The organism is Pseudomonas sp. PDM15 (genome assembly GCF_014851565.1).
Taxonomy (GTDB): domain Bacteria; phylum Pseudomonadota; class Gammaproteobacteria; order Pseudomonadales; family Pseudomonadaceae; genus Aquipseudomonas.
On the sequence record NZ_JACVAA010000002.1, the window covers coordinates 119,230 to 143,069 of the forward strand.

The 23,840-nt window shown below is 65.2% G+C and carries 20 protein-coding genes; 2 read left to right on the top strand and 18 right to left on the bottom strand.

All coding sequences use genetic code 11. The features are described from left to right. Nucleotides 1-18: 18 nt before the first annotated feature. From alaS to IB232_RS04695, 18 genes are all read right to left on the bottom strand, one after another. Nucleotides 19-2,643, bottom strand: a complete 2,625-nt coding sequence (gene alaS, locus IB232_RS04610) for an alanine--tRNA ligase (RefSeq protein ID WP_192397375.1) — start codon at nt 2,641-2,643, stop codon at nt 19-21. A gap of 155 nt (nt 2,644-2,798) precedes the next feature. Beyond that, a complete protein-coding gene (astE, locus tag IB232_RS04615) occupies nt 2,799-3,791 on the bottom strand; it encodes a succinylglutamate desuccinylase (RefSeq protein ID WP_192397376.1) in 993 nt (330 codons plus the stop codon). 29 nt (nt 3,792-3,820) lie between these two features. After that, entirely contained in the window at nt 3,821-4,105 is a 285-nt protein-coding gene (locus IB232_RS04620; RefSeq protein ID WP_192397377.1) for a topoisomerase II, read from the bottom strand. Nucleotides 4,106-4,116: 11 nt separating this feature from the next. Then, nucleotides 4,117-5,463: an N-succinylarginine dihydrolase gene (gene astB, locus IB232_RS04625; protein ID WP_192397378.1), complete on the bottom strand. Its 1,347-nt coding sequence runs from the start codon at nt 5,461-5,463 to the stop codon at nt 4,117-4,119. After that, nucleotides 5,463-6,926, bottom strand: a complete 1,464-nt coding sequence (astD, locus tag IB232_RS04630) for a succinylglutamate-semialdehyde dehydrogenase (RefSeq protein ID WP_192397379.1) — start codon at nt 6,924-6,926, stop codon at nt 5,463-5,465. The genes astB and astD overlap by 1 nt, the downstream gene beginning before the upstream one ends. After that, on the bottom strand, nt 6,923-7,948 hold the full coding sequence (gene astA / locus IB232_RS04635; RefSeq protein WP_192397380.1) for an arginine N-succinyltransferase: 1,026 nt from the start codon (nt 7,946-7,948) through the stop codon (nt 6,923-6,925). Before astA ends, astD begins: the two co-directional genes overlap by 4 nt. Nucleotides 7,949-8,061: 113 nt before the next feature. Further along, nucleotides 8,062-9,078, bottom strand: coding sequence for an arginine/ornithine succinyltransferase subunit alpha (gene aruF / locus IB232_RS04640; RefSeq protein ID WP_192397381.1), 1,017 nt, complete (start codon nt 9,076-9,078; stop codon nt 8,062-8,064). 169 nt (nt 9,079-9,247) lie between these two features. Next, a complete protein-coding gene (locus IB232_RS04645) occupies nt 9,248-10,468 on the bottom strand; it encodes an aspartate aminotransferase family protein (RefSeq protein ID WP_192397382.1) in 1,221 nt (406 codons plus the stop codon). Between the two features lie 98 nt (nt 10,469-10,566). Next, a complete protein-coding gene (locus tag IB232_RS04650) occupies nt 10,567-10,758 on the bottom strand; it encodes a hypothetical protein (RefSeq protein ID WP_192397383.1) in 192 nt (63 codons plus the stop codon). Nucleotides 10,759-10,801: 43 nt separating this feature from the next. Next, a complete protein-coding gene (locus tag IB232_RS04655; protein WP_192397384.1) occupies nt 10,802-12,619 on the bottom strand; it encodes a diguanylate cyclase in 1,818 nt (605 codons plus the stop codon). Nucleotides 12,620-12,810: 191 nt separating this feature from the next. After that, nucleotides 12,811-13,797: a GlxA family transcriptional regulator gene (locus IB232_RS04660; RefSeq protein WP_192397385.1), complete on the bottom strand. Its 987-nt coding sequence runs from the start codon at nt 13,795-13,797 to the stop codon at nt 12,811-12,813. A gap of 16 nt (nt 13,798-13,813) precedes the next feature. Continuing rightward, nucleotides 13,814-14,578: an arginine/ornithine transport ATP-binding protein AotP gene (aotP, locus tag IB232_RS04665; protein WP_192397386.1), complete on the bottom strand. Its 765-nt coding sequence runs from the start codon at nt 14,576-14,578 to the stop codon at nt 13,814-13,816. A 19-nt stretch (nt 14,579-14,597) separates the two neighbouring features. Beyond that, a complete protein-coding gene (locus tag IB232_RS04670) occupies nt 14,598-15,710 on the bottom strand; it encodes a succinylglutamate desuccinylase/aspartoacylase family protein (RefSeq protein ID WP_192397387.1) in 1,113 nt (370 codons plus the stop codon). Between the two features lie 10 nt (nt 15,711-15,720). Further along, on the bottom strand, nt 15,721-16,419 hold the full coding sequence (locus IB232_RS04675) for an ABC transporter permease (protein WP_137971737.1): 699 nt from the start codon (nt 16,417-16,419) through the stop codon (nt 15,721-15,723). A gap of 10 nt (nt 16,420-16,429) precedes the next feature. After that, on the bottom strand, nt 16,430-17,119 hold the full coding sequence (locus IB232_RS04680; protein WP_192397388.1) for an ABC transporter permease: 690 nt from the start codon (nt 17,117-17,119) through the stop codon (nt 16,430-16,432). Between the two features lie 129 nt (nt 17,120-17,248). Then, nucleotides 17,249-18,025, bottom strand: coding sequence for an ABC transporter substrate-binding protein (locus tag IB232_RS04685; RefSeq protein WP_192397389.1), 777 nt, complete (start codon nt 18,023-18,025; stop codon nt 17,249-17,251). A gap of 495 nt (nt 18,026-18,520) precedes the next feature. Beyond that, nucleotides 18,521-20,476 carry an acetate--CoA ligase gene (gene acs / locus IB232_RS04690; RefSeq protein ID WP_192397390.1) on the bottom strand — a complete coding sequence of 652 codons (1,956 nt, stop codon included), beginning with the start codon at nt 20,474-20,476 and terminating at the stop codon, nt 18,521-18,523. A gap of 351 nt (nt 20,477-20,827) precedes the next feature. Beyond that, nucleotides 20,828-22,381 carry a sigma-54-dependent transcriptional regulator gene (locus tag IB232_RS04695; protein WP_192397391.1) on the bottom strand — a complete coding sequence of 518 codons (1,554 nt, stop codon included), beginning with the start codon at nt 22,379-22,381 and terminating at the stop codon, nt 20,828-20,830. Between the two features lie 171 nt (nt 22,382-22,552). Here IB232_RS04695 and IB232_RS04700 point away from each other — a divergent pair, with 171 nt between their 5' ends. Continuing rightward, the gene (locus tag IB232_RS04700) at nt 22,553-23,338 is read left to right on the top strand and encodes a winged helix-turn-helix domain-containing protein (protein ID WP_192397392.1); all 786 of its coding nucleotides are present in this window, start codon (nt 22,553-22,555) and stop codon (nt 23,336-23,338) included. Beyond that, nucleotides 23,331-23,840, top strand: a complete 510-nt coding sequence (locus IB232_RS04705) for a hypothetical protein (RefSeq protein ID WP_192397393.1) — start codon at nt 23,331-23,333, stop codon at nt 23,838-23,840. The genes IB232_RS04700 and IB232_RS04705 overlap by 8 nt, the downstream gene beginning before the upstream one ends.

Genomic DNA, 23,840 nt, shown 5'->3' on the forward strand with positions numbered 1-23,840 from the left:
GCCTCGGTTTCGCCGTATTTAGGCGCCTTGTTCGACGAAAGTCGCCGCCAGAGCCAGCGCCTCGTCCAGCTTGCCGGCATCCACGCCGCCGCCCTGAGCCATGTCCGGACGACCACCGCCCTTGCCACCCACGGCAGCAGCAGCCTGACGCATCAGGTCACCGGCCTTGAGCTTGGCGGTCAGGTCCTGGGTCACACCGGCGACCAGCACGACCTTGTCGTCCTGCACGCCGCCGAGCAGGATCACCGCGCTGCCCAACTTGTTCTTCAACTGGTCGACCATCGCCAGCAGGGCCTTGCCGTCCAGGCCGTCGAGTCGCGAAGCCAGCACCTTGATGCCTTTGACATCCACAGCCGAACCGGCCAGGTCGTTGCCGGCAGCGCTGGCGGCCTTGGCCTTGAGCTGTTCCAGCTCTTTTTCCAGCTGACGGTTGCGTTCGATCAGACCGGACAGCTTGTCCAGCACATTGTCGCGACTGCCCTTGACCAGCGCGGCGGCTTCTTTCAGCTGCTCTTCCGCGCCATTCAGCCAGGCCAGTGCCGCGGCGCCGGTGACGCCTTCGATGCGGCGCACGCCGGCGGCCACACCGCCTTCGCTGGTGATCTTGAACAGACCGATGTCGCCGGTGCGCGACACGTGGGTACCGCCACACAGCTCGACGGAGAAGCCGCCGCCCATGGTCAGCACGCGCACGTCATCGCCGTACTTCTCGCCGAACAGCGCCATGGCGCCCTTGGCCTTGGCGGTTTCGATGTCTGTTTCTTCAGTCTCGACCGCGGAGTTCTTGCGGATCTCGGCGTTGACCAGTTCTTCCAGCTGTTTCAGCTGCTCGGGCTTGATCGCCTCGAAATGGCTGAAGTCGAAACGCAGGCGCTGGCTGTCGACCAGCGAGCCTTTCTGCTGCACGTGCTCACCGAGTACCTGGCGCAGCGCGGCGTGCAGCAGGTGAGTAGCGGAGTGGTTCAGCGCGGTAGCCTGACGTACCGAGGCGTCGACCTCGGCCTGCAGCTCGGCGCCAACCTTGATGCCGCCCTGGGCGACGATGCCGTGGTGAAGGAAAGCACCGCCGACCTTGGTAGTGTCACGCACATCGAAGCGCGCACCGGCAGCGGAGAGATAGCCGCTATCACCGACCTGGCCGCCGGATTCGGCATAGAACGGGGTCTGGTCGAGGACGATCACGCCCTCCTCGCCTTCGCCCAGGCTGTCGACAGCAGCGCCGTCCTTGAACAGGGCAACGACATTGCCGCTACCGGCGGTGCCAGCGTAGCCGAGGAAGACGGTGTCGCTGTCGACCTTGACCAGGCTGTTGTAGTCCATACCGAACGAGCTGGCGGAGCGGGCGCGCACGCGTTGGGCTTCCATCTCGCGCTCGAAGCCTTCCTCGTCGAGGGTCAGCTCGCGCTCGCGGGCGATGTCGCCGGTCAGGTCGACCGGGAAACCGTAGGTGTCGTACAGCTTGAACACCACGTCCCCCGGGATAACGCTGCCTTTCAACTCGGCCAGGTCCTGCTCAAGGATCTTCAGGCCCTGCTCCAGAGTCTTGGCGAACTGTTCTTCTTCGGTCTTCAGCACGCGCTCGATGTGCGCCTGCTGCTGTTTCAGCTCGGGGAAGGCTTCGCCCATCTCGGCCACCAGCGCGGCGACGATCTGGTAGAAGAAGCTGCCCTTGGCACCCAGCTTATTGCCGTGGCGGCAGGCGCGACGCACGATGCGGCGCAGCACGTAGCCGCGACCTTCGTTGGATGGAGTGACGCCGTCGGCGATCAGGAAACCGCAGGAACGGATATGGTCGGCCACCACTTTCAGCGAGGCCTGACCCTCGTTGGCGCAACCGATGGCCTTGGCCGCGGCGTTCAGCAGACTCTGGAACAGGTCGATCTCGTAGTTCGAGTTGACGTGCTGCAGCACGGCACTGATGCGCTCCAGGCCCATGCCGGTGTCCACGCTCGGCGCCGGCAGCGGGTGCAGCACGCCGTCCGCGGTGCGGTTGAACTGCATGAACACGTTGTTCCAGATCTCGATGTAGCGGTCGCCGTCCTCTTCCGGCGAGCCGGGCGGGCCGCCCCAGATGTGCTCGCCGTGGTCGAAGAAGATCTCGGTGCACGGGCCGCACGGGCCGGTATCGCCCATGGCCCAGAAGTTGTCGGAAGCGTACGGCGCACCCTTGTTGTCACCGATGCGGATCATGCGCTCGGCCGGGATGCCGACTTCCTTGTGCCAGATGTCGTAGGCCTCGTCGTCGGTGGCGTAGACAGTGACCCAGAGCTTCTCCTTAGGCAGATTCAGCCACTTGTCGCTGGTCAGGAATTCCCAGGCGTAGGCGATGGCGTCGCGCTTGAAGTAGTCACCGAAGCTGAAGTTGCCCAACATCTCGAAGAAGGTGTGGTGGCGTGCGGTGTAGCCGACGTTTTCCAGGTCGTTGTGCTTGCCGCCGGCACGTACGCACTTCTGGCTGGTGGTGGCGCGGGTGTAGGCGCGCTTTTCCAGGCCGAGGAAGCAGTCCTTGAACTGGTTCATGCCGGCGTTGGTGAACAGCAGGGTCGGATCGTTCGCCGGGATCAGCGAACTGGAAGCGACGCGGGTGTGCCCCTTCTCTTCGAAGAAGCGGAGGAAGGCTTCACGGATTTCTGCGCTTTTCATCTATTTCATCCAGGCAAACGGCGGCCACGGCAAAAGCCGGCAAAGGGCCGCATTATATCGGCCTCGCGCGGCAGGGACAGCCCGTTTGCGGGGAATTTGGATAGAAAGCCTCTATCGGGCCACGGAGTGACCCGAATCGAGAGCAAAGAACCGGATCAGAGCTCGGTAGGAACGATCAAGATGCCGGCGCGCAGGCCGTTCTTGACCTTGGGATTGGGGAAGATGATGCGGGCGCCCTGCTCTTCCACCAGCCAACGGGTGCCGGCGATGTCCTCGGCCAGCAGGAAACCAGGCTCGAGCTCGGTAAAGTTCTCGATATCGGCCGGCAGGTGCAGCTTGAAGGCGTCGCTATGCTTGATCACCTCACGAGACACGGCGAACAGCTGCAGGCCATCCAGCGACTCGCTTTCCGGCTCGCAGTTCTCCACCAGCTCGCGCAGGCGCTTCTCCAGCAGGTCGAGGTTGACCAGCTCGTTCTGCCCGAACGGCCGTGCCTTGCCCAGCTCCAGGGTGAAGGCCTCGGCGCCGAGGCGTGCGTAGGTGTAAGAGCTGAAGGTAATGCCGGTCTTGCGCTGCAGCAGCACCGCATCGATGCCGGCGGCGCGCAGGCGGGCCAGCTCGGCGCGCGAGTGCTCGCGACCTTCGACGTAGGGATAGAGAGCGAACTGTTCGATCTTCGAGCCACGGATCGCCGTGTGCAGGTCGTAGTGCAGACGCGCGCGGCCTTCCTTGCTGAAGAAGGCCGCGGCGTGACGCTCCAGCTCATTGGCGCGCAGCGCCTCGAAGCCACTGCTTTGGGCATGACGGCCGTCGAACAGGCGGTTGATGTCCTGCTCGATGTAGCGCTCACCGCGGCGCATGGCCTCGGGATTGCCGTAGAGGAACAACATGCGCACCTTGGGCAGCAACTGGCCGGAGGCGATGGCCTGCAGCAGCCGGTCGAGCAGTTCGATCGGCGCCGTTTCGTTGCCGTGGATGCCAGCCGACAGCAGCAGGTCAAGCCCGCTGTCGTCGTGGGCGGTCGGCGTCACTTCCAGCACGCCCTCGCCCAGCCAGTGCAGGCGTGCGCCCTCGCGGGTCAGCTGAATCTTCTCGGTCGGCTCGCGGCCGGCCAGGGTGAGTTCAAGCAGTTTGCCGAGGGCGAGCATGGGGATTACCTCAGTCTTTACGGTCCGGCTCAGTGCTTGCAGTCGGGACCGTGTACATGATCCTCGTCGTCACCGGACAGGTCGGCCGGCTCCATTTCCAGCTGCAGGCCGACCAGGTTGGTGGCCTGCGGGCGCAGCAGCAGGTTGGCGTACTCGGTGTCGCCCTCCTCCACGTCCACGCCGATCAGCAGCTGGTCGCCAACGGCCTGGATCCACACTTCCTTGCCCTGCCAGATCACGGCGAAGCGGGTGCAGGACGTCTCCAGCTGGGTGCCGTCGGTATCTTCGAGGATAAGTTGCAGGGCGTCGGACATGTTCAGTGCTCTCAGGCGAGTTGGAAGGGATAGACGGAGCCCAGTTTAAGGATCTGCGTCAGTTCATCCAATGCCGCACGGCATTCGATCAGCAATTGCGGGTCAGCCAGGTCGCTTTCCGCCAGGCGGTCGCGATAGTGCTTGTCGACCCAGGCGTTGAGGGTGTCGAACAGCGCGGGGGTCATCACCACGCCCGGATTCACCGCCGCCAGCTCGTGCTCCTTGAGCGCCACGCGCAGGCGCAGGCAGGCGGGGCCGCCACCATTCTGCATGCTCTGTTTGAGGTCGAACACCTTGACCTCGCGGATCGGGCCGCTACCGCTGGTCAGTTGCTGCAGGTAGGCCCAGACGTTGGCGTTGTTGCGGCATTCCTCCGGCACGATCAGCAGCATGCTGCCGTCGGCGCGGGTCAGCAACTGGCTGTTGAACAGGTAAGAACGCACGGCATCGTCGACGCTCACGGCATCACGCGGCACCAGTACGCCTTGGAAATCGCCGCCACGGCGACCGAGCTTGTCGCTCAACTCGGCCAGCACCTTGTCGGTGTCGAGGAAGGCGTCCTGGTGATAGAACAGCACCTCGCCGTTGCCCACCGAGATCACGTCGTTGTGGAACACACCCTGATCGATCACCGCCGGGTTCTGCTGGGCGTAGACCACACCCTCGTCGCCCAGGCCGTGCAGACGGGCGACCGCCTGGCAGGCTTCCAGGGTCTGCCGCGCCGGATAACGCTGCGGCGCCGGGAAGCGACCGTCGAAGGCGCTGCGACCGAACACGAAGAACTCCACGCCGGCCTCGCCATAGCTCTTGCAGAAGCGCGTATGGTTGGCCGCCCCCTCGTCGCCGAACTGGCCCACGGCTGGCAGCGCGGCATGGTGGGCGAAGTGCTGTTCGCTGTCGAACATCGCACGCAGCACGCGGCTGGTGGTCGGGTGCTCGATGCTGCGGTGGAACTTGCAGTTGAGGTTGGCGGCGGTGAAGTGCACGCGGCCGTCCGCAGTGTCGGCACTGGGGCTGACGGTGCAGGAGTTGGCCGTCCACATGCTGGACGCCGAGCTGACGGCGGCCAGCAACGGCATGGACTGCTTGGCGACCTTGGCGATCACTTCGGCGTCAGTGCCGCTGAACCCCAGGCCACGCAGCGCGGCGACGTCCTGGCGTTCCTGCGGGGCGAACACGCCCTGCTTGAAGCCCATGTCCATCAGCGCCTTCATCTTGCCCAAGCCCTGCTTGGCCGCTTCCTTCGGATTGGAAGTCGCCTGGCTGTTGCTCTGCGACGCCACGTTGCCGTACGACAGGCCGCCGTAGTTGTGGGTCGGGCCGACCAGGCCATCGAAGTTCATTTCATAGGCGGACATCACAGACTCACTCCCGGGGTCAGGGTGGCGGGCAGGCTCAGGGTGGCGCTCTCCAGCGAGGCGACCGGGTACGCGCAGTAGTCGGCGGCGTAGTAGGCACTGGCGCGATGGTTGCCGGAGGCACCTACACCGCCGAACGGCGCGCTGCTGGCGGCGCCGGTCAGCTGCTTGTTCCAGTTGACGATGCCGGCGCGGCTCTCGATCAGGAACTGCTGGTAGCGCTCGGCGCTATCCGACAGCAGGCCGGCGGCCAGGCCGTACTGGGTGTTGTTGGCCTCGGCGATGGCGGCGTCGAAATCGGCGTAGCGGATCACCTGCAGCAGTGGGCCGAAGAACTCCTCATCAATACGCTCGGCAACGCCGGTCACGTCAAGAATGCCCGGGGTCAGCAGCGCGGCGTTGGGTACCGGCTGAATCATTTCCAGCAGCACCTGGGCGCCGTTGTCGAGCAGATGGCGCTGGGCCTTGAGCAGATGCTCGGCAGCGGCCAGGGAGATCACCGAGCCCATGAACGGTGCCGGCTGTTCGTCGAAGGCACCGACCTTGATGGTCGAGGCCACCGCCACCAGGCGCGCCAGCAGGGCATCACCCCAGGCGCCGGCCGGCACCAGCAGGCGGCGCGCACAGGTGCAGCGCTGGCCGGCGGAGATGAAGGCGGACTGGATGATGGTGTAGACGGCGGCGTCGACGTCCTGCACCTGGTCCACCACCAGCGGGTTGTTGCCGCCCATCTCCAGCGCCAGGATCTTGTCCGGGCGACCGGCGAACTGGCTGTGCAGCAGGTTGCCGGTGCGGCTGGAGCCAGTGAAGAACAGGCCGTCGATGCCCGGGTTGCCGGCCAGGGCCACGCCAGTCTCGCGGGCACCCTGCACCAGGTTGAGCACGCCAGCCGGCAGACCGGCCTCGATCCAGCACTTCACGGTCAGCTCGGCGACCTTGGGGGTCAGCTCGCTGGGCTTGAACACCACCGCGTTGCCGGCAAGCAGCGCCGGCACGATGTGGCCGTTGGGCAGGTGGCCGGGGAAGTTGTACGGGCCGAACACGGCGACCACGCCATGTGGCTTGTGGCGCAGCACGGCGGTGGCATCGGCCAGCGGGCCGCTTTTCTCGCCAGTACGCTCGCGGTAGCTCTGGATGGAGATGGCGACCTTGTTGACCATGCTGGTCACTTCGGTGGCGGACTCCCAAAGCGGCTTGCCGGTTTCCTCACCGATGGCGCGGGCCAGCTCGTCGGCATGCGCCTTGAGGGTGGCGGCAAACTGCTCCAGCACAGCGATGCGCTCGTCCAGCGGGCGGCGCGCCCAGGCCGGGAAAGCGGAGCGGGCGGCAGCAATGGCCTGCTCGACCTGCGAGGCGCTGGCGCCCTGGCCGCTCCACACGGCCTCCTGGGTTACCGGATTGAGCGAATCGAAGGCCTCGCCCTGCCCGGCCTGCCAGTTGCCGGCGATGTAATGCGTGGTCATTGCTTGCTCTCCTTGGCCGACAGCGGCACGGCGCGCACATTGGCGCCGGCACTGAGCTGCAGGCGCTTGGCGGTCAGCGGGTCGACCACCAGGGTGCCGGCGGCGGCACGCGCCGGCGCGGCGGCGATACGGCAGTCTTCGCGCTTGCGGTTGTGGATCAGATAGGGAATGGCGTCGTCACCCGGCGTGCCCACGGCCAGCACCAGGTTCTGGCTGTCGCGCACCGCGCGGATCTTGTCGGTCTCAACCTCGATGGCCGGGCCGGCGTCGAAGATGTCGACGAAGCCCTGATAGCTGAAGCCTTCGCCCTTGAGCATGGCCAGCGCCGGCTCGGTGTCCGGGTGCACGCGCCCGATGACGCTGCGCGCCTCTTCGGAGAGGAAGCATGTGTAGAGCGGGAACTTGGGCATCAGCTCGGCGATGAAGGCCTTGTTGCCGACACCGGTGAGGTAGTCGGCCTGGCTGAACTCCATCTTGAAGAAATGCCGGCCCAGGCTCTCCCAGAACGGCGAGCGGCCGGCCTCGTCGGACATGCCGCGCATCTCGGCGATCACCTTGTTGCCGAACAGCTCGCGGAACTCGGCCATGAACAGGAAGCGTGCCTTGGACAGCAGGCGGCCATTGAGACCGGTACGGTAGCCGGCATGCAGGAACAGCGAGCACAGCTCGGAGTTGCCGGTCATGTCGTTGGCCAGGAACAGGGTGGGGATCTCGCGGTGGATCTTCAATTCCTGGGAGGCGCTGACAGTGAGGCCGACCCGGTAGTTGTACCAGGGCTCACGCAAGCCTACAGCACCCGCGACGGCGGAGATGCCAACGACTTGGCCGTTGTCGTCCTCGAGCACGAACAGGTAGTCGGCGTCGGCGCGCTCGGCCTCGCCACGGAAGGCCTTCTCCGCCCAGCCGACCCGGTGCGCCAGGCGTTCCTCGTTGGCCGGCAAGGTGGTCAGGCCGGTGCCGGTGCTGCGGGCCAGGTCGATCAGCGCCGACAGGTCGGTGCTACGGACGGGACGAACGATCATATTGCCTCCAGAATTCTCTCCCCTCTCCTTCCGGGAGAGGGGCCGGGGTTGAGGGAAGCTCCCTCATCCGGCCCTAAGGGCCACCTTCTCCCTGAAGGAGAAGGGTCAATGCATCAAACCGCCACCAGCCGAACGCTGGCACCCTCGCCCACACCCAGCGCCTCGGCCGCCTCGGCGCTCAGGGTCACCGGCTTGCCGGGCACCCAGTCGAGGTCGGCGACGATGGCGCGGAAATCCTGCAGCTGGCCGTTGCTGACCAGGTACTGGCGCCCGCCCTTGCTCGGCTCGCCGACGCGGACCGGCACCATGCGGCTCTGGGCGATGGAGCGGATGCCCGAGGTGCGCGCGTGCAGGGTCGGGCCGCCGTCGAAGATATCGATGTAGTGGTCGGTCTCGAAGCCTTCGCGCATCAGGATGTCGAAGGTCACCTGGGCGCGACTGTAGACCTGGCCCATGGCTTCCTGGGCGCTGTCCGGCAGCAGCGGCACATAGATCGGGTAGTGCGGCATCAGCTCGGCGAGGAAGGTGCGGCTCTTCAGGCCGCACAGGCGCTCGGCCTCGGTGTAGCTCATGTCGAAGAAGTTGCGGCCGACCGCGTCCCAGAACGGCGAGTCGCCCTGCTCGTCGCTGTAGCCGACGATTTCCACCACCACCGCATCGGCGAAACGCTCGGGATGGGTGGCCATGAACAGCAGGCGGCCGCGCGAGTTGAGCTCGGCGAACGGGCTGTCGACCAGGTCGCGCTGCACGTAGAAGCTGGTCAGCAGGCTGTTGCCGGTGAGGTCGTGGCACAGCGAGAGGACGTGAATCTTGTTGTGGATCTTCAACTCGCGCGAGGCGTGCACGAAGGTCTCGTTGCGGAAGCTGTAGAAAGGTTCCGAGTAGCCGGCGGAAGCGACGATGGCCGAGCAGCCGAGCAGCTTGCCGCTGCTGCTGTCTTCGAGCACGAAGAAATAGCTCTCCTCGCCGTTGAAGATCACTTCGGCGGCGAAGGACGCCTCGGACGCGGCGATCTTGTCCCTCAGGCGACCGGCGTCGTCCGGCAGCGAAGTAACACCCACCGGACTGTCCGCAGCCAGACGCTGCACCTCGGCAAGGTCGGACATCTGCGCGGGGCGCATCACCAGCATGGCGTTACTCCTTTGAACGGCCTTCCGCCTGGGCGGAACGGTTTTCGAATAAAAACCCCAGAAGGCTCAGGGCCTACTGGAGAAAGATCGGAGATTCCGATCACACATGGAGCGGTTCGTCCTGAAGAAACCGGCGGCGCAACCCTGCACCGCCGCCACTGATCGCGGATCAGCCCTGGACCAGCTTGGCCACGGCGCGCTCGAAGCGGTCCAGGCCCTCGTTGATGTCAGCGTCTTCCACCACCAGGCTAGGGGCAAAGCGCACCGTATCCGGACCGGCCTGCAGCACCATCACGCCTTCGGCGGTGGCCGCGTCCAGCACGCTCTTGGCCTTGCCCTTCCAGGCATCGGTCAGGGCGCAGCCGAGCAGCAGGCCGAGGCCGCGGATCTCGCTGAAGATGCCGTATTTCTCGCCGATCGCCTGCAGGCGCTGCTTGAACTGGGCATGCTTGGCCTTGACGCCATTCAGCACTTCCGGGGTGTTGACGATATCCAGCACCGCCTCGCCCACTGCGCAGGCCAGCGGGTTGCCGCCGTAGGTGGTGCCATGGGTGCCGACGGCCAGGTGCTTGGCCAGGTCGGTGGTGGTCAGCATGGCGCCGATGGGGAAACCGCCGCCCAGGCTCTTGGCGCTGGAGAGGATGTCCGGGGTCACGCCGTAGTGCATGTAGGCGAACAGCTCGCCGGTACGGCCCATGCCGCTCTGCACTTCGTCGAAGATCAGCAGCGCGTTGTGCTCGTCGCACAGCTTGCGAGCGCCTTCCAGGTATGCCTGGTCGGCCGGCAGCACGCCGCCCTCGCCCTGGATCGGTTCGATCACCACGGCGCAGGTCTTGTCGGAGATGGCCGCTTTCAGCGCGTCCAGGTCGTTGTACGGGATATGGCTGATGCCCTGGATCTTCGGACCGAAGCCGTCGGAATACTTGGGCTGGCCACCGACGCTGACGGTGAACAGGGTGCGGCCGTGAAAGCTGTTGAGTGCGGCGATGATCTCGCACTTCTCCGGACCGAAACGGTCATGGCCGACGCGACGGGCCAGCTTGAATGCAGCCTCGTTGGCCTCGGCGCCGGAGTTGCAGAAGAACACGCGCTCGGCGAAAGTCGCGTCGACCAGCTTGTGGGCCAGACGCAGGGTCGGCTCGTTGGTGAACACGTTGGAGATGTGCCACAGGGTATTGGCCTGCTCGGTCAGCGCCTTGACCAGCGCCGGATGGCAGTGGCCCAGGGAGTTGACGGCGATGCCACCGGCGAAATCGATCAGCTCGCGACCGCTCTGATCCCAGACTCGGGAGCCCTGGCCGCGCACCGGAATGAAGGCAGCGGGGGCATAGTTGGGGACCAGATACTGATCGAAATCGGCGCGTTGCACCGGATCGTGCTGAACGGACATCGGGGCTCTCCTGAATAAGGAACACCGCACAAATGGCAGGTGATGAAAGGATTGTAGGGACTGCCCACGGGCCCGCATTGCCGCCATGCGACAACTTCTTACAGCGGCAACCCGCGGTTTTCCTGGGCTTTCGGCAATGCGACAGAAAGCTCCGGAATTGCGCAGTTTAAACGCTGCGCGACGGCATCGGCGGTGCCGAGAGGAAAAAAGCGCGAGGCACAATGGGCATCGCTCTGCGCGCCGGTAAACACGCAATCCGCGCGGACGGCCTGCGCGGGGATCTTGGTCATTGCCAGCCGCACAGGCCGGACTTGGCATTGCTCCGACCGAGGCCTAAGCGCTGCTCAGGCAAACCCGATTGCGTCCTTCCTGCTTGGCCCGATAGAGCGCCGCATCTGCCGCGCCAACCAGCGCCACCAGCTCATCGCGAGCAGGCGAACCAGGAATCGCCGATGCCAGGCCGATGCTGGCGGTGACCTTGATCACTTCGCCAACCAGCGGGATATCGAGTTCAGCCAGCGCCTGGCGAATGCTCTCTGCGACCAGTTGGGCACCCTCCAAGGTGGTGTCCGGCAGAATCACCATGAACTCTTCACCGCCATAACGGCACACCACATCGGCCTTGCGCTTGGCAAAGCCCTTGATAAGCGTCGCGACCGTCTTGAGCACGGCATCACCCGATTGGTGCCCGTGGTTGTCATTGATGCGCTTGAAATGGTCGATATCGACCATCAGCACGGACAGCGGGCCCTTCTGCCGGCAGGCCCGCGCCCACTCTGTCGCGAGCACTTCTTCCTGATGGGCGCGGTTGTACACCCCGGTCAATCCGTCGATCGTGCTCAGCTCGCTGAGCTGGCGGTTCTTGTCGCCGAGTTCGAGCAAGGCACTGTTGAGTTCTTCGGTGCGCTCCAGCACACGCTGCTCGAGCAACGCCCGGGCCTCCTGCTCGATACGCAGGTTTTCCTGCTTCAGCAGGCGCATGCGGTCGGCCAGCGCCACCACCAGCAGGATCATCTGCAGTGCAGAGCCGATCTGCAGGGCGTACTCGGTGATATATGTGCCCGGCAGCACATGGAAGGTCTTCAGCGCATACAGCACCATGCCCAGCAGCAGAACGGTGAATGCCAGCAGGAAGAAACGCGACTGGCGATAACCGGCCCAGAAGATCCGCACCGCCACCGCAAACACCACCAGCGGGGAAATCACCACCGACGCGGTGCTCAGGCGGATGGCCCAGTCGTAGGGCATGAACAGGCACGCCAGCGCCAGGGCGACATACAGGCGCTGCACCAGCAACAATAGGCGATCGATACGCGGCGCCAGCGTGCGGGTCTGCAGGAACGAGCGCGTCAGCAAGATCAGGGTGAGCGTGGCCACCGTGATCGACAGCGGCAGCATGCGGTTGCTCCAGCCTGGATACTGGGGCCACAGATATTCAAAGGACAGGCCATTGAGCGTCAGCTGGAACAACGCGTAGGCAGCGATGTAGGCAATGTAATAGAGATGGCTGGCGTCCCTGACCGACAGATAGGTCAGCAGGGTGTACAGCAGCATCGACAGCAAAGCTCCGTAGTAGAGCCCCAGCAGGTAGTACTCGGTACGACTGGTGGACACATAGTGGTGGGCGCTCGAGAGTACCGCGGGCATCTGCAGCGATCCCTCGGTCTGCACCGCCACATACAGCCAGACCGGTTCACCGAGCGGCAATGGCAACTCCACCGTGAAGTGCCGACTCTTGATCATGCGCTGGTCAAACGGGCGCCGATCACCGCCATGCTCGGCGACCAGCATCTCGCCGTGCTGGTCGAGCAGGAACACGTCGATGTTGTCCAGGGGTGGATAGCCGAACTCCAGGAACCAGTTTTCATCGCTGGTCACCTGCAGCAGCTGGGTGCGGAACCAGTAGCGCTGCTCGGTGAAACCGAAGTTCGGCGCTCCGCCGGAGTGGCGGGAGAAGCGCTGGTCGGGCAGTCGACTGATGGCATGGACATCCGCGACGAAGCTCGGATCGGCGAGAAATTCGAGATGGCTATCGAGCTCGACGCGCGGATTCTTTTCATCCAGCAACAGCAACGGATCGCTCTCGGCCGCAGCAACAGTGACCGCACCGAAACTCATCCAGCAGCACAGCAGCATTCTTAGTAGGCGCATCGTCTCGTTGTTCGGCTCGCACCGCACTGAGCATAGTGCCGGTTTAGGGGGCCAACAAAGCGGAGCGGGCCGTGTGCTGCCGTGAACGCCAGCTCATGCCCGCCAGGTCATTGCGCAACACCAGGCGCGGCATTGCAGCTACCGAGTCTCATCGCAATGGCGCAATAGCACCGATAAACGGCGAACCAGAGCTATCCGCGCTCGACGGAAGCCGGCGCGATCTCGAAGGGGCTGGCGCTGCGGCGCTGGTTGCGATCTTCCCGCGGCGTGGCGCCGAAGAAGTTGCGGTAGGCGCTGGAGAAATGCGGGCCGGAGGAGAAGCCGCAGGACAGGCCGATCTGGATGATCGATTTGCTGGTCTGCATCAGCAGCTGACGCGCCTTGTTCAGGCGCAGCTCCAGATAGTACTGGCTGGGCACACGATTGAGGTACTGCTTGAAGATGCGCTCCAGCTGGCGACGCGACACGCACACGTGCTGAGCGATCTCGTCGGTGGTCAGCGGCTCCTCGATGTTGGCTTCCATCAGCAGCACCGCCTGGGTCAGCTTGGGGTGGCTGGAGCCGATGCGGTTCTGCAGCGGGATGCGCTGGCGCTCGCCGCCTTCGCGGATGCGCTCGACCACCAGCTCTTCGCTCACCGCACCGGCCAGCTCGGCGCCATGGTCGCGAGCCAGCACGGCCAGCAGCAGGTCGAGCACGGCCAGGCCACCACAGGCACTGAGGCGGTCACGGTCCCAGTCGAACAGATGGCTGGTGGCGATGACCTTGGGGAAGCGCTCGGTGAAATCGTCCTGCCAGCGCCAGTGCACGGCGGCGCGATAGCCGTCGAGCAGGCCGAGCTGGGCCAGCGGGTATACCCCGGCGGACAGGCCGCCGATGGCGATACCGGCACGCGCCAGTTGCTTCAGCGCCGAGGACAGCGCCGGCGCCACTTGCGCGGGCGGCTCGTCGGCCAGCAGGAACAGCTTGCTGCAACCCTCCAGGCGACCGGCCCAGGGCTCGCCCGGCATCTGCCAGGCTCCCGCGCTGGGCGTATCGGCCTGCAGGAAACGCAGTTCGTAGGACACTTCCGGATGAACGCGCTGTGCCACACGCACAGCCTCCTCGGCCAGGGCCAGGGTCATGGGCCTGGTTTCTGGCCAGATCAGGAAGGCAATGCAGTGGGCAGTCGAGGTCATGGAGGCAGTCTAGTGCTTACTTCAGGCTGCCGGAAAGGAACTGCTTCAGGCGCTCGGATTGCGGATTGGCCAGCACCTCTTTCGGGCAGCCGGTTTCTTCCACCAGCCCCTTGTGCAGGAAGATCAGCTGGTTGGACACCTCGCGGGCGAAGCCCATCTCGTGGGTCACCACCACCATGGTGCGGCCTTCCTGGGCCAGGTCCTGCATCACCTTGAGCACTTCGCCCACCAGCTCCGGGTCGAGGGCCGAGGTCGGCTCGTCGAACAGCATGACCTCCGGCTCCATGGCCAGGGCACGGGCGATGGCCACGCGCTGCTGCTCACCACCGGACATATGGGCCGGATAGGCGTCCTTGCGGTGCGCCACGCCGACCTTGGCCAGGTAGTGCTCGGCCTTCTCGATGGCTTCCTTCTTCGGCACGCCGAGCACGTGCACGGGCGCCTCGATGACGTTCTCCAGGGCGCTCATGTGCGACCACAGGTTGAAGTGCTGGAACACCATGGACAGGCGCGAGCGCATGCGCTGCAGCTGCTTGGCATCGGCGGCCTTGAGCGCGCCGTCCTTGTTGGCCACCAGCTTGAGCTCTTCGCCGTTGAGCAGGATCTTGCCGCCGCGGGGCTGCTCGAGCATGTTGATACAGCGCAGGAAGGTGCTCTTGCCCGAGCCGGAGGAGCCGATGATGCTGATCACGTCGCCAGCCTTGGCCGCCAGGGACACGCCTTTCAGCACTTCGTGGTCGCCGTAGCGTTTGTGCAGATCCTGAACTTCGAGTTTGTACATGGTTGGGCTCTCGTATGGCTCAGTCGCTCAGCAGGCGACCCTGACGAATGGGTTGATGACCGGCCACCTTGGCCAGCCAGAGTCCGGGTTGGGCGAAGCGCAGGCGCTCGCGCACGTAGAGCACGCCGGAGGTGGAAGCGCGCACGATGCTGTGGCGATCCTCCAGCGGGTCGATGACTTCGAACAGCGGATCGCCAGCCACCACCCAGGCGCCGACCGGCTGCAGGAAGCTGACCACGCCGGCGTGCGGCGCGTAGGCGTACTCGGCGCCGGCAAAGGGCGTAGCCACGCAGCTCGGGGCGGGCGCCACCGGCCAGTCGCCGTCGATCAGGCCGTGTTCGGCGAGGCAGGCGAGGATGGCCTCGGCACTGGCCTCGGCGCGCTCGCGTTCGGTATCCAGCATGCCGCCCAGCTCCACCGTCGCCGCCTGGCAGGCCAGCGGTACAGCCGCCCGCGGGAAGCTGCGCGAAAGGCGCAGCCAGGCCATGGAGCAGGCCTCGTCGAAAGAGCTGCCACCGGTGTCCTCGGCCACCAGCACGGCACCTGCCTGCAGGCGTGCAGCCAGGCTGGCGAAGGCCTCGGTCTGCTGCGGAATCATGTACAGGTGCGCCACCGCATCGAAGTCGCAATGCAGGTCGAGCACCAGATCGGCATCGCAGGCGTGGCGCAGCAGCAGGCGCTGCAGGCCCTGCAGTTCGGAGCCGGCGCCCGGCAGCGCATCCAGGCCGTCGAGCATGGACTGGCGAATCAGCCGCACATTGGCCTGGGCATCATCGCCCAGACGGCCCTGCAGCTGCGGCGACACCAGCGCGGCCAGGTCGGTGAAGTCACGGTTGAAGTTCTTGCCGCTGCCCAGCTCGAAACGCCCCTGGCTGGTGGCCTGGAACATCTGGCCGAGGCCGATGGGATTGGCCACCGGCACCAGTTCGACCACGCCCTGCAGGCGACCCTGCCCTTCCAGCTCGGCCAGGCGACGCTTGAGCTCCACCGCCACGCGCATGCCCGGCAGCTCGTCGGCGTGCAGGCTGGCCTGGATATAGGCCTTGCGCTCACCCGCGCCGAAACGAAACACGCTCAGCGTGCGTTCGGTGCCGGGGCAGCCCCAGGGCAGGCGGTGGTCGATGCGTTGCATGGCGTCGGTCTCAGTGCTTGCGCGGGGCCAGGTAGGCCAGCCAGCGGCGCTCGGCCAGCTTGAACAGGCGCACCAGGATGAAGGTCAGGCACAGGTAGAACACGCCGGCAGTGATGTAGGCCTCGAACGGCAGGTAGTACTGCGAGTTGACGGTCTTGGCCGCACCGGTGATGTCGATCAGGGTCACCACCGAGGCCAGGCTGGTGGTGTGCAGCATCATGATCACCTCGTTGCTGTACTGCGGCAGTGCACGGCGCAGGGCGGACGGCAGGAGGATGCGGCGATACAGCTTGCCACGCGACATGCCCATGGCCTTGGCCGCCTCGATCTCACCATAAGGCGTGGCTTTGAGGCTGCCAGCGAGGATCTCGGCGCTGTAGGCGCTGGTGTTGATGGCGAATGCCAGGCACGCGCAGAAGGTGGCGTTGGACAGGTAGGGCCACATGAAGCTCTCACGCACCGCCTCGAACTGGGCCAGGCCGTAGTACAGCAGGTACAGCTGCACCAGCATGGGGGTGCCACGGATCACATAGGTATAGAGCCAGGCCGGGAAGTTGATCGCGGCCTGCTTGGACACGCGCATCATGGCCAGCGGCACGGCTGCCAGCAGGCCAACGGCCAGGGAAATCACCAGCAGCTTGAGGGTGACCAGCACGCCGCCGAAGTACAGCGGCAGGCTGTCGAGTACCACGTTGTAGTCGAAAAGCATGACAACTCCCTCAGATTTCGGCCGTCTTCACGCCGACCGAATAGCGGCGTTCGAGGTAGCGCAACACCACCAGCGACACGCTGGTCAGCGCCAGATAGATGGCTGCCGCCAGAAGGATGTAGGTAAAGGGCTCGCGGGTCGCGTCGCCGGCGCTCTTGGCGCGGGCCATCATGTCCTGCAGGCCGACCAGGGAAATCAGCGCGGTGGCCTTGACCAGCACCAACCAGCTGTTGGTCACGCCGGGAATGGCCAGGCGGATCATCTGCGGCACCAGGATGCGGAAGAACACTCGCAGCGGGCTCATGCCGTAGGCCATGCCCGCCTCGCCCTGGCCCTTGGGGATAGCCATGAAGGCACCACGGAAGGTCTCGGACAGGTAGGCGCCATAGATGAAGCCCAGGGTACCGACACCGGCAATGAACGGATTGATGTCGATGTAATCATCGAAGCCCACCAGCGGGGCGATACGATTCACCAGATCCTGGCCGCCATAGAAGATCAGCAGGATCAGTACCAGATCGGGAATGCCGCGAATCACGGTGGCGTAGGCATCGCCCATCAGGGCCAGCCACTTCATGGGCGACAGGCGACAGGCCGCACCGAACAGACCGAGCACGATGGCCACCGCCATCGATAGCGCGGCCAGCTGCACGGTGAGCCAAGCGCCATCGAGAATGGTCGAGCCGTAGCCGTTGAACATGGAATCTATCCTCTGGATACACAGGAGGAGGCCCTTGCTAGGGCGGGGCTGGGTGAGTCCGGCAGAGCTGCGCGCTCACCCGGCCCGCGCACCACCCTCCCCGGCACGGGAAGGGTGAGCGCTGCGGCGTTACTCGCCGTAGACGTTGAACTGGAAGTACTTGTCCTGCACTTCCTTGTATTTGCCGTTGGCGCGGATCGCCAGGATGGCGGCGCTGATCTTGTCGGCCAGGGCCTTGTCGCCCTTGCGTACGGCGATGCCGGCACCGTTGCCGAAGTATTTCTCTTCGGTGTAGTCCGGGCCTACCAGGGCGAAGCCCTTGCCGGCGTCGGTCTTGAGGAAGCCGTCATCGATGTTGACGACGTCGGCCAGGGTGGCGTCCAGACGACCCGAGGCCAGGTCGAGGAAGATCTCGTTCTGCGAGCTGTAGCGCACCACTTCGACGCCGGCCGGGGCGAAGACTTCGGTGGCGTAGCGGTCGTAGATGGAAGCGCGCTGCACGCCAACCTTCTTGCCTTTCAGGTCCACCAGCGGGTCTTTCAGCTCGGTACCGGCCTTCATCGCCAGCTTGGCGGGGGTGTGGTAGTACTTGCCGGTGAAGTCCACGGACTTCTTGCGCTCTTCGGTGATGGACATGGACGACAGCACGGCGTCGAACTTGCGCACCTTGAGGGCCGGGATCAGGCCGTCGAACTCCTGCTCGATCCACTGGCACTTGACCTTCATCTCTTCACACAGGGCGTTGCCGATGTCGTAGTCGAAGCCGGTGATGCTGCCGTCGGGCTGCTTGAAGGCGAAGGGTGGGTAGGCCGCCTCGATACCAATGCGCAGCGGTTTGTCTTCTGCCTGGACCAGCGCACTGAAAGCGGTCAGCGCCAGTGCGCCGAGAAGTACGATCTTCTTCATCTTGTGCTCCTTCGAATGGGTACAGCGTTTGGCAGAATGAGGTTCGCCATGGCCATTGGTGAATTGTAGAAAGTGTCGCCATGTTTGCCGGCACAGAATGTGCGGCAACAGGCTCGGCCAAGTGGGCGGCATTCTATCGACCGGGGATAGGTCGATATTTCTTCAAAGCGACAACAAATTACAGAAGGGCAGGACGGGCGCGCGGCGCGTATTGACAGGTCAACCGAAACGTGACCGGCAGGACATAAAAATACAACCCGGTATTCAGGCAATAAGCACGCCAGCTCTGGCCAACCCGCGGAATTCAAGGGGTGCGATGCCCTCCCCCGGTTTTCCTGGCCCACCGGAGGGCCGCGGGTGTTCCCGGCCGCCCCGAATCGGCGCACGGCGTTACACCGGGCGTTACACCTTAATCGGGAAAAATCGGTATTCGACGGCGCAAAAAACAAACCCCGGCTTGTGGCCGGGGTTCTGCACGTCAGCGCAACCGCCCGATCAGGCGGCCTGCATGGTGCGATGGGTGTCGATGAGGTGTTGCACCACGCCGGGGTCGGCCAGCGTGGAGATGTCGCCGAGGGCATCGTATTCGGCGGTGGCGATCTTGCGCAGGATACGGCGCATGATCTTGCCCGAGCGGGTCTTCGGCAGTCCCGGAGCCCACTGGATGACGTCAGGCGAGGCGATCGGGCCGATCTCCTTGCGCACCCAGTTCTTCAGTTCCTGACGCAGCTGCTCGGACGGTTCCTCGCCTGCGTTCAGGGTCACGTACACGTAGATGCCCTGCCCCTTGATGTCGTGCGGCACGCCAACCACGGCGGCCTCGGCGACTTTCGGGTGAGCGACCATGGCGCTCTCGATCTCGGCGGTGCCCATGCGGTGGCCGGAAACGTTGAGCACATCGTCGACGCGACCGGTGATCCACCAGTAGCCGTCTTCGTCACGACGGGCGCCGTCGCCGGTGAAGTACATGCCCTTGAAGGTCTTGAAGTAAGTGTCGACGAAACGGTCGTGGTCGCCGTACAGGGTCCGCGCCTGGCCCGGCCAGGAGTCGATGATCACCAGGTTGCCTTCGGCGGCGCCCTCGATCAGGTTGCCCAGGTTGTCCACCAGCGCCGGCTGCACGCCGAAGAACGGACGGGTCGCCGAACCCGGCTTGAGCGCGGTGGCGCCCGGCAGCGGGCTGATCAGCACGCCACCGGTTTCGGTCTGCCACCAGGTATCGACGATCGGGCAGCGCTCGCGGCCGACGTTCTCGTGGTACCAGTGCCAGGCTTCCGGGTTGATCGGCTCGCCCACCGAGCCGAGCAGGCGCAGGCTGGAGCCATCGGCGCCCTCCACGGCCGCCTTGCCCTCGGCCATCATGGCGCGAATGGCGGTCGGCGCGGTGTAGAGAATGTTGACCTTGTGCTTGTCGATGATCTTGGCGACGCGGGTCACGTCCGGGTAGTTCGGCACGCCCTCGAACAGCAGCGTGGTGGCGCCGTTGGCCAGCGGGCCGTAGACGATGTAGCTGTGGCCGGTGACCCAGCCCACGTCGGCGGTGCACCAGTAGACCTCGCCCGGCTTGTAGTCGAATACGCGCTCGTGGGTCAGCGCGGCGTACACCAGGTAGCCGCCGGTGGTGTGCAGTACACCCTTGGGCTTGCCGGTACTACCCGACGTATAGAGGATGAACAGCGCCTCCTCGGCGCCCATTTCCTTCGGCGCGCAGACGCTGCCGGCCACTTTCATCAGGTCCTCGAACCAGATGTCGCGGTGCTGGTTCCACTTGATGTCGGAACCGGTGCGCTTGACCACGATGACCTTCTGGATGCTGCGGGTCTCGGGGTTGGTCAGGGCGTCGTCGACGTTGGCCTTCAGCGGGACCTTCTTGCCACCGCGCAGGCCCTCGTCGGCGGTGATCACCACCTTCGACTGGCAGTCGATGATGCGACCGGCCAGGGCCTCCGGCGAGAAGCCGCCGAACACCACGGAGTGGATGGCGCCGATGCGCGCGCAGGCCAGCATGGCGACCACCGCCTCGGGGATCATCGGCATGTAGATGGTCACCACGTCGCCGCGGTGCACGTCCTGGCCACGCAGGGCGTTGGCGAACTTGCAGACTTGCTCGTGCAGCTCGCGGTAGGTGATTTCCTTGTGCTCGGACGGGTTGTCGCCTTCCCAGATGATCGCGAGCTGGTCGCCGCGCTCGGCCAGGTGCCGGTCCAGGCAGTTGGCCGAGACGTTGAGGGTGCCGTCGGCGAACCACTTGATGTCGACATGGTGGTCGTCGAACGAGGTCTGCTTGACCTTGGTGAAGGGCTTGATCCAGTCGATGCGCTTGGCCTGCTCGCGCCAGAAACCGTCCGGGTTGATCACCGACTGCTGGTACATCGCCTTGTAGGTGGCTTCGTCGGTCAGCGTGTTGGCGGCCACCTCGGGGCGGACCGGATAGAGAGAAGCAGCAGTCATGTGGATACCTCGGCGGCGCGGTTGTTTTTGTATGCCGCCTTTTGTATCCCCCGCCCTTTCGTGGGGCCATTCGACCATGGTCTTACCGCTCTACGACCATAGTCTCGAACGATTTTTGCGGACAAAAAAAAGGCGACCCACCAGGGCCGCCGCCAATTCATTCCGGGGAGGAATGTCAGAAACGCAGTCCGATTCGCAGGAGTCGGACGAGTGACTTTTTACCTGCCTGTCACTTCTTCAGCCATTGCACCAAGGTCGTAGTCCCGCCTTGACGCTAAGTAGCCCGGACTTCAGTCCGGGGGCGCAGGTAACTGCCCCGGACTGAAGTCCGGGCTACGTCTTGTCCCGCCCCTACTCTTTGCCCAGTCCATGCTGACGCAGCTTGTTGGCGATGGTGGTGTGCGACACGCCGAGGCGCTTGCCCAGTTGGCGGCTGCTCGGATGCTCGGCATACAGGCGCTCCAGCACCGCCTTCTCGAAGCGGCCGAGGATGGTGTCCAGATCGCCCTCGACGGAGAACTCGCCCAGCGGCTGTGGCGCGCCATAGTCCGGCAGGCGGATATGCTCGGCCTTGACCGTACCGCCGTCGCACAACGACACGGCCTGGAACAGCACGTTCTCCAGCTGGCGCACGTTACCGGGCCAGTGGTAGTGGACCATGCGTTCGAAGGCCGGTGCCGCCAGCTTGGGCAGCGGGCAGCCGATCTGCCGACTGGCCGAGTCGAGGAAGTGCTCCACCAGCGGCGCCAGGCCATCCAGACACTCGCGCAGCGGCGGAATATGTAGGCTGAGCACGTTGAGGCGGTGGTACAGGTCCTGGCGGAACTCACCCTTGGCGCACAGCTCGGACAGGTCGACCTGAGTAGCGCAGATCACCCGCACATCCAGGTACACCTCCTCGTCGCTGCCGACGCGGCGGAAGCAGCCGTCCTGCAGAAAGCGCAGCAGCTTGGCCTGCAGGCGCGGGCTCATCTCGCCGACGCCGTCGAGAAACAGCGTGCCGCCGGCGGTCAGCTCCAGCAGGCCGAGCTTGCCTTCCGGCCGCGCACCCTCGAAGGCGCCTGGGCCATAGCCGAACAGCTCGGTTTCGGCCATGGACTCGGGCAGACCGGCGCAGTTGAGCGCCATGAACGGCGACTGCCCGCGCGGGCTGGCCAGGTGGCAAGCGCGGGCCAGCAGCTCCTTGCCGGTACCGGTCTCACCCTCGATCAGCAGTGGCGCGTCCAGCGGCGCCATGCGCCGAGCCTCGCGCACCACGGCGGCCATCACTTTCGAGCTCTGGAAGATCGAGTCGAAGCCGCGCAGCTCCTGTTTGCGCACGTGGTAGATGCGCTCGCCGACGCGGTCGGCGCGGTGCAGGGTGAGCACAGCGCCGGCCAGCGCCTCGCTCTCGTCATGCTCGGACTGCAGCGGGGCGATGTCGGCGAGGAAGATGTCGCCCTTCACCTTCACCCGCAGGCCGTTGACCCGCGACTTGTTGGCGCGCACCAGCTCGGGCAGGTCGAAGTCCTCGATATAGCGCGACAGCGCCATGCCCGGCACCTCGTCCACGCGCACGCCGAGCAACTGGGCGGCGCTGCGATTGGCGGCGACGATGCTGCCGCCCATGTCGATGGACAGCACCGGGAAATCCAGCGCGCCGAGCAGCGCATTGAGCTCCAGATGGCGGCGCTCGCTGGGCATCAAGCCGACGCGCTTGACCCCGAACACGCCGGCGATGGCCTCCAGCTTGGGCCGCAGGGCCTGGAACTGCAGGTTGATCAGGTTCGGGCAGTGCAGGTAGATGGCGTTGCCCTGCTCGCCACCGACTTCGCCGCGGGCGACGTTGATGCCGTAATCGACCAGCAGTTCGAGAATGTCGCGCAGGATGCCGACACGGTTCTGGCAATGGACTTTGATACGCATGGCGGGTTCTCGGCTCTTGTGATCGGCCTCTTGCGTCAAGAATACGTGACGATAAGACGAATAGTCTCGCGAAGGACCGCACGAAACCCGGCAAAACGTAATCTTTCCATTACACCGCACCCGGCATTCGCCGGCTAACCTCCTAGGGGTCGAGCCACCGGCTAGGAACGCATGAGCATCTACGTCATCAACGACCTGATCCACTTCGACAGCGAGGCTTTCACTCTCTATCGCGCGGATGCGCCCGCCGAGCCGCTGCGCATCGGCGCCATCGCCAGTCGCTGCCTGGGCCTGCTGTTGCAGGCCAATGGAGAGATCGTCGGCAAGCGCGAGCTGATGGCCGGAGCCTGGGGCGCGTTCGGCCTGGAGGTGACGGAGAACAGCCTGGCCCAGGTGGTGCGCCAGTTGCGCGTGGCGTTGGACAAGCTGCAGCCGGGTCAGGAGTTGATCCTCACCGTGCCGCGCATCGGCTACCGCATCAACGAGCGAGTACAGCTGCTCGACGCCGCACCGCCCGAGGCCCCGGCTGAACCGATTCCCGCACCCACTTTGCCGGTGCAGCCTGCGCCCGCCCCGGCACAGTCATCTCACTCACCGCGCCACAGCGACTGGCCGGGCCGCCTGACCCTGGCCGCTGTCGTGCTGGCCTGCTGGGTGCTGTTGTTCAAACTGCCGGGGCTGCTCTATCCCATCCCCCTGTCCGAACGGCCATTCGTGGAGGCCGACATGCGGCGCCTGGACGGCGTCACCCTGCATCTGGAGAACATGCCGGCGGCGGCGCTGCGCCCGGATAACGAAGAACTCGCCGCCCGCGCCCGGCAGCTCGGCCAGGCCCTTGCGCTGGACGATCTGCATGTCTACCGCTTCGCCGGCCAGGATCGCAGCCTGAACCTGCTGTGCAGCGGCGAGCTGCAGCCGGGCGACAGTCACTGCCTGGGGTTGCAGGTCGATGAATAGCCTTGCGCGGCGTCATCTGCTCTGGCTGTTCCTGGCCGGCAGCCTGCTGAGCCTGGGCGCCGGGGTGCTGCTGGGACGGCCCCAGGCGCCGCTCGACCTGGAATGCGGCGGCCGCTCGGCCCTGCTCCTGCCTGGCAACGAGAGCCAGCAATGGCTGGTGGTGCGCTATGACCTGGACCTGCGGGCGGAGGGCCTGGGCGATTTCAAGGCCCGCTTGCGCCTGCTCGACGTGGCCAGTGGTCAGGATAGCGGCTACCAGCACCGCGCCACCCGCTTCAGCCATCAGCGCCGGGACCAGCGCCTGCTGCTGCAGGTTCTGCACAGCGGCAGCAGCCAGACGGGCGACCTGGCACCGGAGAAGCTGGCCGGCCTGGGCCTGTTCCTGTTCAACGAGCAACTGCACCTGAGCTACCCGCTACGCAGGATTGGTCCGGACAGCCTGCTGATCGATACCGGCCAGGGCGGCGCGGTGTTCTGCACACGCCACCCGTCGCGCAGCTGA

Coding starts and splice junctions, on each gene's coding strand:
- IB232_RS04685 (WP_192397389.1), bottom strand. CDS start 18,025: ATGAAGAAGATCGTACTTCTCGGCGCACTGGCGCTGACCGCTTTCAGT.
- IB232_RS04675 (WP_137971737.1), bottom strand. CDS start 16,419: ATGCTTTTCGACTACAACGTGGTACTCGACAGCCTGCCGCTGTACTTC.
- aruF (WP_192397381.1), bottom strand. CDS start 9,078: ATGCTGGTGATGCGCCCCGCGCAGATGTCCGACCTTGCCGAGGTGCAG.
- IB232_RS04660 (WP_192397385.1), bottom strand. CDS start 13,797: ATGACCTCGACTGCCCACTGCATTGCCTTCCTGATCTGGCCAGAAACC.
- astB (WP_192397378.1), bottom strand. CDS start 5,463: ATGTCCGCCTATGAAATGAACTTCGATGGCCTGGTCGGCCCGACCCAC.
- IB232_RS04645 (WP_192397382.1), bottom strand. CDS start 10,468: ATGTCCGTTCAGCACGATCCGGTGCAACGCGCCGATTTCGATCAGTAT.
- IB232_RS04655 (WP_192397384.1), bottom strand. CDS start 12,619: ATGCGCCTACTAAGAATGCTGCTGTGCTGCTGGATGAGTTTCGGTGCG.
- IB232_RS04670 (WP_192397387.1), bottom strand. CDS start 15,710: ATGCAACGCATCGACCACCGCCTGCCCTGGGGCTGCCCCGGCACCGAA.
- IB232_RS04620 (WP_192397377.1), bottom strand. CDS start 4,105: ATGTCCGACGCCCTGCAACTTATCCTCGAAGATACCGACGGCACCCAG.
- astD (WP_192397379.1), bottom strand. CDS start 6,926: ATGACCACGCATTACATCGCCGGCAACTGGCAGGCCGGGCAGGGCGAG.
- IB232_RS04680 (WP_192397388.1), bottom strand. CDS start 17,119: ATGTTCAACGGCTACGGCTCGACCATTCTCGATGGCGCTTGGCTCACC.
- astA (WP_192397380.1), bottom strand. CDS start 7,948: ATGATCGTTCGTCCCGTCCGTAGCACCGACCTGTCGGCGCTGATCGAC.
- alaS (WP_192397375.1), bottom strand. CDS start 2,643: ATGAAAAGCGCAGAAATCCGTGAAGCCTTCCTCCGCTTCTTCGAAGAG.
- IB232_RS04705 (WP_192397393.1), top strand. CDS start 23,331: ATGAATAGCCTTGCGCGGCGTCATCTGCTCTGGCTGTTCCTGGCCGGC.
- IB232_RS04650 (WP_192397383.1), bottom strand. CDS start 10,758: ATGACCAAGATCCCCGCGCAGGCCGTCCGCGCGGATTGCGTGTTTACC.
- acs (WP_192397390.1), bottom strand. CDS start 20,476: ATGACTGCTGCTTCTCTCTATCCGGTCCGCCCCGAGGTGGCCGCCAAC.
- IB232_RS04700 (WP_192397392.1), top strand. CDS start 22,553: ATGAGCATCTACGTCATCAACGACCTGATCCACTTCGACAGCGAGGCT.
- aotP (WP_192397386.1), bottom strand. CDS start 14,578: ATGTACAAACTCGAAGTTCAGGATCTGCACAAACGCTACGGCGACCAC.
- IB232_RS04695 (WP_192397391.1), bottom strand. CDS start 22,381: ATGCGTATCAAAGTCCATTGCCAGAACCGTGTCGGCATCCTGCGCGAC.
- astE (WP_192397376.1), bottom strand. CDS start 3,791: ATGCTCGCCCTCGGCAAACTGCTTGAACTCACCCTGGCCGGCCGCGAG.